The sequence below is a fragment of the Neorhizobium sp. BETTINA12A genome (assembly GCF_023006485.1).
Classification (GTDB): domain Bacteria; phylum Pseudomonadota; class Alphaproteobacteria; order Rhizobiales; family Rhizobiaceae; genus Neorhizobium.
In genome coordinates, this window is sequence record NZ_JALBGW010000190.1 from 1 (window position 1) to 8,433 (window position 8,433).

Genomic DNA, 8,433 nt, shown 5'->3' on the forward strand with positions numbered 1-8,433 from the left:
GACGACCGCCTCGCGGGCGCCAGCGGCCTGCAGGGCGAGCGCCGCCTCCTTGGCGTCGTCGATCGTCTCGTGCGCATTGCGCCCGAGGACCGCGTTCGCCTCATCGATGTTCATGAACAGCAGGTCGACGCCGGTGAGATCTTTCGGCAGACGGGCTGCCTTGGGTGTCGAGACCGCGTCGATCGCCAGCCGGAAACGGGCGCCCTGACGCTTGGCGATCAGAGCCGAAAGCGTCTCAGCCGGCAGGTTGCAGTCGGAAAACACCCAGCTTGCGGCGGCGAGATGTGGCCAGATGCGCTCGATATGGCTGGGCAGCAGCAGGTCGAAAATGCTCATGTCGGCAATGCCGAGGACGAGGTCGCCCTTGGTGTCGAGGATGGCGGCATATTCCGCCGTCGGGCGCTCGGTGGTGGTGATGATCTGGCTGACATCAATGCCGCGATCGCGCATGTGCTTCACCACGGCTCGGCCGCCTTCGTCGTCGCCGACGATCGACACGAAACTGGTCGTGGTGCCGAGAAGGGCGAGGTTTTCAGCGACGTTGCGGGCAACGCCGCCGAGGCTGCGGACGCCGTCGACCGGGTTCGAAGTCTCGAAGACGAACTCCTGCTTGGCGCGGTATTTGCGGTCGAGCACGGCGCCGCCGATGCAGACTGCGCGGGTTTCGGCGGGCATCACATACCCGCGGCCGAGGATGTAACCCTTCTGCATCAACTGGACGATGTGGGCAGCGACCGTCGATCGCGCCAGCCCAAGCATGGTGGCGATCTCCTGCTGGCCCGCGAACGGGTTGTCCTTGATGATTGCCAGGACGGCCGCTTCCTGTGGCGCAAGGTCATCCATGTTTCGTCGATCGTCCTTGGGTCGAGAACCGCATTGCAACTTCGTTCATTTTGATATGGACAACAACAGATGTTTTTGTCAACATCTGTTTGTCAGATGTGAATTGGAGGAAGGCATGTCCGTTTCGAGCGCCAATCCCGCGTCATCCAGCGATGCCGTCCCCGGCATTCCGGTGATCGATGTCGGCTCCTTCATCCGAAACGAAGCAGGTGCCGCCGCCGTCGTCAAAGCCATCGAGAGGGCCTGCCGCGACACGGGCTTCTTTCTCGTGACCGGCCATGGTGTTTCGCCCGAGGTGACGTCGAGGCTCTACAATCTCGCCCGCGCCTTCTTTGATTACCCGCAGGACTGGAAGAAGACCCAGGGCCGCGGCGCCGGCGTTATGGGCGGCGTCGCCTTTTCGCCGATCGCCGAAGAGGCGCTTGCCGCCACGCTCGGCATCAAGACGCCGGGCGACTACAAGGAAAGCCTGAACTTCGGCGAGAACCTTCCCGGCGACGCCTGGCCGGACAGGCCGGATGGCCTGGAGCAGGCGTTTCGCGATTATTTCAAGGAAATGGAAACCCTCGCCAGGCACATGCGCCGCATCTTCTGCCAGGCGATCGGGCTCGATCAGGATTATTTTGAGCCCTCTTTCGAAAACCATCTCTCGGCGCTGCGCGTCATCAACTATCCGGAACAGGAAGAATCTCCGCTGCCGGGCCAGATGCGTGCCGGCGTGCATACCGACTACGGCTTCATGACGATCCTGCGCTCGGAGGCCTCTGCCGGCGGGCTGCAAGTGCGCAACCGCAACGGCGACTGGCTGGACGCCCCGTCGATCGAGGGCGCCTATGTGATCAACATCGCCGATGCCTTCATGCGCTGGACGAATGACGAATGGGTCTCGACGCCGCACCGCGTAGCCAATCCACCGACCGATTTCAAGGGCACGGCCCGACGTCAGTCGATCCCGTTCTTCCTCAACCCGTCCAAGGATACGGTGATCGAGTGCCTGGCCCCGTTCGTAAAAGGTAGTGCCAAATATGAGCCGATCACCTATGGCGACTATATCGACCTGAAGACGAAACAGGCTTTTTCGAAAGGCTGATCATCGACCAAATTTGTGCGCAGAAGCGGAGAACCGCCGGCACAGCAAGGTCTCGAAAGACCGCAACAAGGGGAACTGAACATGATGGATTTGACAAAGCGGCAAACGCTTGCCGGAATGGGTGCACTCGCCGCGGCCGGACTTTTTGGCGCTCCGGCGCGGGCTCAAGGGAAGACGCTGGTCGTGCCGACGCTCGGCGGGGTGTGGGAACAATACTGGCGCTCGACCGTCGGTCCCGCCTTCACGAAGCAGACCGGCGTCGCCGTGACGCTCGACGTCGGCAACGGCCGCGTCTGGGGCGCCAACCTGCGGGCGGCGGGGGCCGCCAAGCCTCCCTATTCGATGGTGATGACCAACGAGGTCTTCGCCTCGGGCCTGCGCAAGGAAGGCTTCTTCGAGAAGCTCGACCTCACCAAGCTGCCGAACTACGCCGACCTTTATCCGCTCGCCAAGAAGACCGACGGCTGGGGCGCTATCGGCGCCGTTTCGCCGATCGGCATCGGCTACCGCACGGACCTCGTGAGGACCAAGCCGAAGTCCTGGAAGGATCTCTGGAACAATCCGGAGTTCAAGGGCAAAATCGGCCTCTACAACTTCGCCAACAGCGCCGGCAAGATGGAATTGCTGCTGTTTTCGAAGATCTTCGGCAAGGACCAGTATGACGTCGATGCCGGTTTCGCGGCTCTCCAGAAGCTCGGCTCGGTGATCCAGGTGGACTTCAACATGTCGACGGGCCTTGCCTCCGGCGAAATTGTCGTCGCACCCTTCGACTTCGGCGAGATCGCTCGCCTGCGCCGCCAGGGCCTGCCGGTCGACTGCATCATCCCGGAGGAAGGGATGTTCATGTTCGACCAGACCATCAACATCCTTGCCAATGCTCCGGAAAAGGAACTGGCCTACCAGTACGCCAATTTCCTGCTGTCGCCGGAAGTGCAGGGGATGATGATGAAGGAGTTCTTCATCTCGCCGACCAATTCCAAGGTGGTTGTGCCGGCCGATCTCAAGGTCGACGTGCCGGTTTCCGGCGCGGACATGGACAAGATCCTCACCTGGGACTGGAACTTCGTCAACGAAAAGCAGGGCGAGCTCGCCGAACGGTGGGCGAAGACCATCAAGTGATTTCCCCAACTGCGATCATGGCCTGCCATGAGGGCAGGCCATGATCGGCTTTCTCGGGGTCAGGCACTTCAATTGGAAAGTAGAATTTCATGACAGAGGTTAGCATCGAAAAGCTGACCAAGGACTACGGGCAGGGTCCTGCGGTCAACAGCATTTCGATCAGGATAGCCGAGGGCGAGTTCATCTCGCTGCTCGGACCTTCCGGTTGCGGCAAGACGACGACGCTGAAGATGATCGCCGGTTTCGAGGATGCGACCGAAGGGGCGATCCGCTTCGACGGCCGCGACGTGGTGCATGTGCCGGTCGAAAAGCGCGATATCGGCATGGTCTTCCAGAACTATGCGCTGTTTCCGCATATGACGGTCGAAAAGAACCTCGCCTTCGGGCTTGAGATGCGGAAGCTTCCAAAGGGCGAGATCCGTACCCGCATCGCCAAGGTGCTGGATATGGTGCAGCTTACCGGTTATTCGGAGCGTTATCCGCGCCAGCTTTCCGGCGGCCAGCAGCAGCGCGTGGCGCTTGCGCGCGCTTTGGTCATCGAGCCGAAGATCCTGCTGCTCGACGAACCGCTCGCCAATCTCGACGCCAAGCTGCGCGAGGAGATGCGTGTCTTCATCCGCGATCTGCAGCGCCGCGTCGGTATTACCACGGTCTACGTCACCCACGACCAGGCCGAGGCGATGACCATGTCCGACCGGGTCGTCGTGATGTTCGGCGGCCGCATCGCCCAGATCGGCACGCCATCGGATATCTACGAGCGGCCCGCCAATCTGGAAGTCGCCGAGTTCGTCGGGCAGGTGAATATCATTCGCGGCAAGGTCGGCAACCGCGTCGTATCGACTGCCTTCGGCGACGTGCCGGTCAGCGGAGATTTCGCCGATGGTGCCGAGCTGATGCTGGCTCTGCGTCCGGAAGCGGTCGAGCTGCTGCCGATTAATTCGGGTGTGACCGGCGCGCCGGCAAAGGTTCTCTCCAGCTATTATTCCGGCAGTCTCGTCGACTACCGGCTGGAGCTTGCGACCGGCGCTGTCGTCAACGTCCAGACGTTTCCACGCACCCGGTTTGCCGATGGCGAACAAGTGCTGGTGCATGCGCCGTCCGATCGCTTCTGGCCGCTAGGGACCGTGGCATGATTGTCCCGCCCAGGAAAAGGTTCGGACCGCTGCTGCTGATCGCGCCTGCCGCGACCCTGCTCGGCGTGTTCCTCGTGCTGCCCTATCTCAATATCGTCGTCATGAGCTTCCGTATGCCGGGGCAGGGCACGCCCTATGGGCCGGGCTTCACGCTTGGCAATTACGGCAAGTTCTTCTCGGACTTCTTCTACATCCAACAGGTGATCAACACGCTGTGGATCGGCTTCCTGACGACCTTCATCTGCCTGGTTCTCGGCTATCCCGTCGCCTGGCAGCTTGCGCGCGGGGCTTCGACCTTCCGCGCGCTGGGTTATGCGCTGGTGCTCTCGCCGCTGCTCGTCGGGATCGTCATCCGCAGTTATGGCTGGACGATCCTGCTCGGCAATAACGGCATCATCAACCGCACGCTGACCGGCTGGGGGCTTATCGATGGGCCGCTGCCGCTGATGTACAACGCGCTCGGCATCATCATCGCGCTGGTGCATGTCTTTCTGCCCTTCATGATCCTGCCGATCATGAGCGCCATCCAGGGCATCGATCCGTCGCTCGAAGCGGCGGCCCGGTCGCTGGGCGCGTCGAAGGTCACCTCCTTCCGGCGCATCACCCTGCCGCTGTCGCTGCCCGGTATCCAGGCCGGCTGCATCCTCGTCTTCGTCCTGTCGCTCAGCGCCTATGTGACGCCGTCGCTGATCGGCGGCCTGCGCGTGAAAACCATGGCGGTGACGGTGGTGGATGCGCTGATCGATACGTTCCAGTGGCCGTTCGGTTCGGCGCTGGCGCTGATGCTGTCGGTCACCGGTGCGATCTTCGTCGTCATTTTCGGGCGGCTGACCGTCATGAAATGGAAGGCATAGAGACATGTCGAAACCCTTCTTCACCGTCTATTGCCTGATTATCTACGCTTTCCTGCTGGCGCCGATTGCAGTCGTGGTGATCGCTTCCTTCAATGCCGGGGCTTTCCTCACCTTCCCGCCGCAGGGGCTTTCCTTCCGCTGGTATCTGGTTTTCTTCAACAACGAGGTGTTCATGCGGGCGATCCGCACCTCGCTATGGATCGCGACGCTGACCATGGTGATCTCCGGCATCATCGGCACGATGGCGGCGATGTTCTACGTGACCCATGCCGGCAAGCTGAAGGAAACGGTGCGGGTCGCCATGCTGGCGCCGCTGCTGCTGCCGGAAGTGCTGACAGCGATCTCGCTGCTGTTCTTCGTCTATTCGGTCGGCCTCGGCACGCAGAACCTAGTCGGCATGATCGTCGGCCACGTGCTGATCACGCTGCCCTTCGTGTTCATCAACGTCTCGGCCTCGATGGAAAGCTACGATCCGGCCTGGAGCCTTGCGGCGCAGAGCCTCGGGGCAGGGCGGTTCACCCGCTTCCGGCGGATCATGTTGCCGCTGATCAAGCCGGGCGTCATCGGCGGTTGCCTGTTCGCCTTCATCATTTCGTTCGACGTCTTTACCATTTCCTTCATGCTGAAAGGGGTTGGCATGTCGACGCTGCCGATCCAGCTGTTCGATTACCTGCGCACCAACTTCACGCCGGAAGCGGCGGCCGTCTCGACCTGCTCGATCGTGCTGACGATGGCGGTGGTGGTCATCTCGGAAAAGGTGCTGGGCCTGCGCATTCACCGGTTCTAGTAGAGCTTGCCTCGGGCGGTAACAGGCCACAGCGCCTCGACGCGACCGTTGCGGACGCAGACATACCAGTCGTAGAGGTTGCAGGTCGGGTCGCAATGGCCCGGCACGAGGCGCAGTCGGTCGTTGAGCTTCAGCGTATCCTGCGGGTCTTCGATCTTGCCGTGCTCGTCCGACGCGCTGACGAACTTGAGATCCGGGCGTTCGAATACCGTCGGCAGGCCGCTGTCGATCGAGTGCGCCTTGAGACCCGCATCGCAGATGGCGCGGCCGGAGGCCGGCTTGCTCATGATCGAGGTCAGTACAAACAGCGCATGTTCAAAGCCGCCGACCGTGCCGTTGCCTTCGGTCGAGCGGACACGGGCGTAATCCGCATCCATGAAGATGTAGGAACCGGGCTGGAGTTCATTGTAAACGCCGGAGGCACCTTCGAGATCGTGGGTGCCGGTGCCCGCCCCGGTAATGATTTCCGGCCCCAGCCCTGCGTCGCGCAGCAGCTCGGTCGTCTCCCGCGCCATGCCGATCGCCTTGTCTATAGCGGCGCGGCGCTCCATCGGATCGTAGATGTGCTGGGCGCTGCCGTGATAGGCCTGGATGCCGGTGAAGGCGAGGTTCGGCGCTGCCGCGACTGCTTTTGCAAGTTCGACGGCCGGTGCGCCGGGCAAGACGCCGCAGCGGCGGGCGCCGCAATCGATCTCCACCAGCACGTCGAGCGTGACGCCATGTAGGACCGCCGCTTCCGAAAGTGTCGCAACGACGGTGGGGTCATCGACGCAGACGGAGACATGGGCGCTCTTTGCAAGCCGCGCCAGCCGGTCGATCTTCTTGCGATCGGCGACCTCGTTGGCGACGAGCACGTCGGTGACGCCGCCGCGCACCAGCGCCTCCGCCTCGGACACTTTCTGGCAGCAGATGCCGACGGCGCCGCCGTTCGCGATCTGGTAGAGCGCAACATCCGCCGACTTGTGGGTCTTGGCATGCGGGCGAAGCCGCACCCCCATCGCCTCGGCGTGATCCTTCATTCGCGCGACATTCCGTTCGAAGGCATCGAGATCGATAATCAGCGCCGGGGTCTGGATGTCGGCGATCTTATCGCCGATGGCGGCCGGCACGTCGTAGCCGATGTCGATGTCGTCGTAGGTCATGAGGTCGGGTCCGCAATCAGATGCGCGACGATAGGTTCGCCGCCGCATCCAGGCAATCGTCCGCCTGCAATTTCGTTCAAGATCGATGCGGCTCTCTCCGATAGCTGTGGGAAAACATCTTGAAAGGATCGCCCCATGAGCCCGGAATTCCTGATCACCTCCTTCATCGTCGTCGCTTCCCCCGGTACCGGCGTGCTGATCACGCTCGCCGCCGGCCTGTCGCGAGGCGCGCGAGCAAGCCTCGTTGCCGCGCTCGGCTGTACGCTCGGCATCCTGCCGCACATGATTGCGGCGGTCTCGGGCCTTGCAGCGCTGCTGCATGCCAGCGCATTGGCCTTCGAGGTCATCAAATATCTCGGCGTCGCGTACCTGCTGTTCATGGCCTGGCAGGTTCTGAAGGAAAAGGGGGCGCTGACGGTGGAGGCGGACAAGACGCCGAAATCCGTTGGCCAAGTCATCGTCTCGGCTATCCTTGCCAATCTGCTCAACCCGAAACTGTCGATCTTCTTCTTCGCTTTCCTGCCGCAGTTCGTCGCCCATGACGAAGCCGCGCCGGTTCTGCGGATGACCGAACTCAGCCTCGTCTTCATGCTGATGACCTTCGGCGTCTTCGTCGTCTACGGCCTGTTTGCCGCCTCGGTTCGGAACCACGTCATCTCGCGGCCGAATATTCTTGCCTGGATGCGCCGTATCTTCGCTGGCGCCTTCGTGGTGCTCGGCGCGAGACTTGCGCTTTCGGCGCGATAGTTATTACCTGCCGCGTAATTGAGACGATGCAGCCGCTCCGGCATGTTCGCTCTGCCTGCAACCAGCAGGGCGATCTCAAGGAGAAATGACATGACCGATGCGAACACCAATGCCGAACGTTATCTCGCCATCTGGAACGAGACGGATGCCGTTCGCCGCAAGGCGATGATCGCCGAGACCTGGGCGGAAGACGGGCTTTATGTCGATCCGCTGATGCGTGGCGAGGGCCATGAGGGCGTCGATCGCCTGGTTGAAGGCGTCCAGGCGCGGTTTCCGGGTTTCCGCTTCACGCTGCTCGGTACGCCCGACGGCTACGACGACAATCTGCGCTTTTCCTGGGAGCTTGGCCCCGTGGACGGCGAGGCGCTGATCAAGGGCACGGATTTCGCCGTCCTGGAAAACGGCCGGCTGAAGTCGGTCCGCGGTTTCCTCGATCAGGTTCCGGCTGCCGCATGACGACTCTCGCACCCGCCCGCCCCCTCGGTGATTTCCTGCGCGAATGGCGCCGCCGCCGGCGCATGAGCCAGCTTGATCTGGCGCTGGAGGCTGAAATCTCGCAGCGTCATCTGAGCTTCCTCGAAAGCGGGCGGGCGGCCCCCAGCCGCGACATGCTGCTGCATCTCGCGGAGCGGCTTGAGGTGCCGCTCCGCGAGCGCAATCCGATGCTGCTCGCCGCCGGTTTTGCGCCGGTCTTTGCCGAGCGCAAGCTGGACGATCC

General features: G+C 62.4%; 10 protein-coding genes. 8 read left to right on the forward strand and 2 right to left on the reverse strand.

The window, feature by feature from the left end; genetic code table 11:
* Positions 1-843 (reverse strand): PfkB family carbohydrate kinase (locus MOV61_RS26255; RefSeq protein ID WP_247138688.1); only part of this gene is annotated, 843 nt, incomplete at its 3' end.
* Positions 844-958: 115 nt separating this feature from the next.
* Between MOV61_RS26255 and MOV61_RS26260 the strand changes: the two genes are divergently transcribed.
* The 5 genes from MOV61_RS26260 to MOV61_RS26280 all read left to right on the forward strand — a co-directional run bounded on the left by MOV61_RS26260 (position 959) and on the right by MOV61_RS26280 (position 5,826).
* Positions 959-1,933 (forward strand): isopenicillin N synthase family oxygenase, encoded by a 975-nt coding sequence (locus MOV61_RS26260; protein WP_247138689.1) that lies wholly within the window; start codon positions 959-961, stop codon positions 1,931-1,933.
* A gap of 81 nt (positions 1,934-2,014) precedes the next feature.
* On the forward strand, positions 2,015-3,052 hold the full coding sequence (locus MOV61_RS26265; protein ID WP_247138690.1) for an ABC transporter substrate-binding protein: 1,038 nt from the start codon (positions 2,015-2,017) through the stop codon (positions 3,050-3,052).
* Positions 3,053-3,141: 89 nt separating this feature from the next.
* On the forward strand, positions 3,142-4,185 hold the full coding sequence (locus MOV61_RS26270) for an ABC transporter ATP-binding protein (protein ID WP_247138691.1): 1,044 nt from the start codon (positions 3,142-3,144) through the stop codon (positions 4,183-4,185).
* Positions 4,182-5,039 (forward strand): ABC transporter permease, encoded by an 858-nt coding sequence (locus tag MOV61_RS26275; RefSeq protein ID WP_247138692.1) that lies wholly within the window; start codon positions 4,182-4,184, stop codon positions 5,037-5,039. Before MOV61_RS26270 ends, MOV61_RS26275 begins: the two co-directional genes overlap by 4 nt.
* Before the next feature lie 4 nt (positions 5,040-5,043).
* Positions 5,044-5,826: an ABC transporter permease gene (locus MOV61_RS26280; RefSeq protein WP_038545831.1), complete on the forward strand. Its 783-nt coding sequence runs from the start codon at positions 5,044-5,046 to the stop codon at positions 5,824-5,826.
* On the opposite strand, the gene MOV61_RS26285 is transcribed toward MOV61_RS26280, so the two are convergent.
* The gene (locus tag MOV61_RS26285; protein ID WP_247138693.1) at positions 5,823-6,968 is read right to left on the reverse strand and encodes a DSD1 family PLP-dependent enzyme; all 1,146 of its coding nucleotides are present in this window, start codon (positions 6,966-6,968) and stop codon (positions 5,823-5,825) included. The two genes, MOV61_RS26280 and MOV61_RS26285, sit on opposite strands and share 4 nt — an antisense overlap.
* Positions 6,969-7,103: 135 nt before the next feature.
* Between MOV61_RS26285 and MOV61_RS26290 the strand changes: the two genes are divergently transcribed.
* The 3 genes from MOV61_RS26290 to MOV61_RS26300 form a co-directional block, all read left to right on the forward strand.
* Positions 7,104-7,715 (forward strand): LysE family translocator, encoded by a 612-nt coding sequence (locus tag MOV61_RS26290; protein WP_247138694.1) that lies wholly within the window; start codon positions 7,104-7,106, stop codon positions 7,713-7,715.
* Positions 7,716-7,805: 90 nt separating this feature from the next.
* Complete coding sequence (locus MOV61_RS26295) at positions 7,806-8,171, forward strand: nuclear transport factor 2 family protein (protein ID WP_247138695.1); 366 nt, start codon at positions 7,806-7,808, stop codon at positions 8,169-8,171.
* On the forward strand, positions 8,168-8,433 hold a 266-nt coding region (locus MOV61_RS26300; protein ID WP_247138696.1), incomplete at its 3' end, for a helix-turn-helix domain-containing protein. The genes MOV61_RS26295 and MOV61_RS26300, both read left to right, overlap by 4 nt.

Bases quoted from the DNA above. Each gene is read 5' to 3' on its own strand.
- MOV61_RS26295 (WP_247138695.1), top strand. From the start codon at position 7,806: ATGACCGATGCGAACACCAATGCCGAACGTTATCTCGCCATCTGGAAC.
- MOV61_RS26280 (WP_038545831.1), top strand. From the start codon at position 5,044: ATGTCGAAACCCTTCTTCACCGTCTATTGCCTGATTATCTACGCTTTC.
- MOV61_RS26270 (WP_247138691.1), top strand. From the start codon at position 3,142: ATGACAGAGGTTAGCATCGAAAAGCTGACCAAGGACTACGGGCAGGGT.
- MOV61_RS26260 (WP_247138689.1), top strand. From the start codon at position 959: ATGTCCGTTTCGAGCGCCAATCCCGCGTCATCCAGCGATGCCGTCCCC.
- MOV61_RS26275 (WP_247138692.1), top strand. From the start codon at position 4,182: ATGATTGTCCCGCCCAGGAAAAGGTTCGGACCGCTGCTGCTGATCGCG.
- MOV61_RS26285 (WP_247138693.1), bottom strand. From the start codon at position 6,968: ATGACCTACGACGACATCGACATCGGCTACGACGTGCCGGCCGCCATC.
- MOV61_RS26290 (WP_247138694.1), top strand. From the start codon at position 7,104: ATGAGCCCGGAATTCCTGATCACCTCCTTCATCGTCGTCGCTTCCCCC.
- MOV61_RS26265 (WP_247138690.1), top strand. From the start codon at position 2,015: ATGATGGATTTGACAAAGCGGCAAACGCTTGCCGGAATGGGTGCACTC.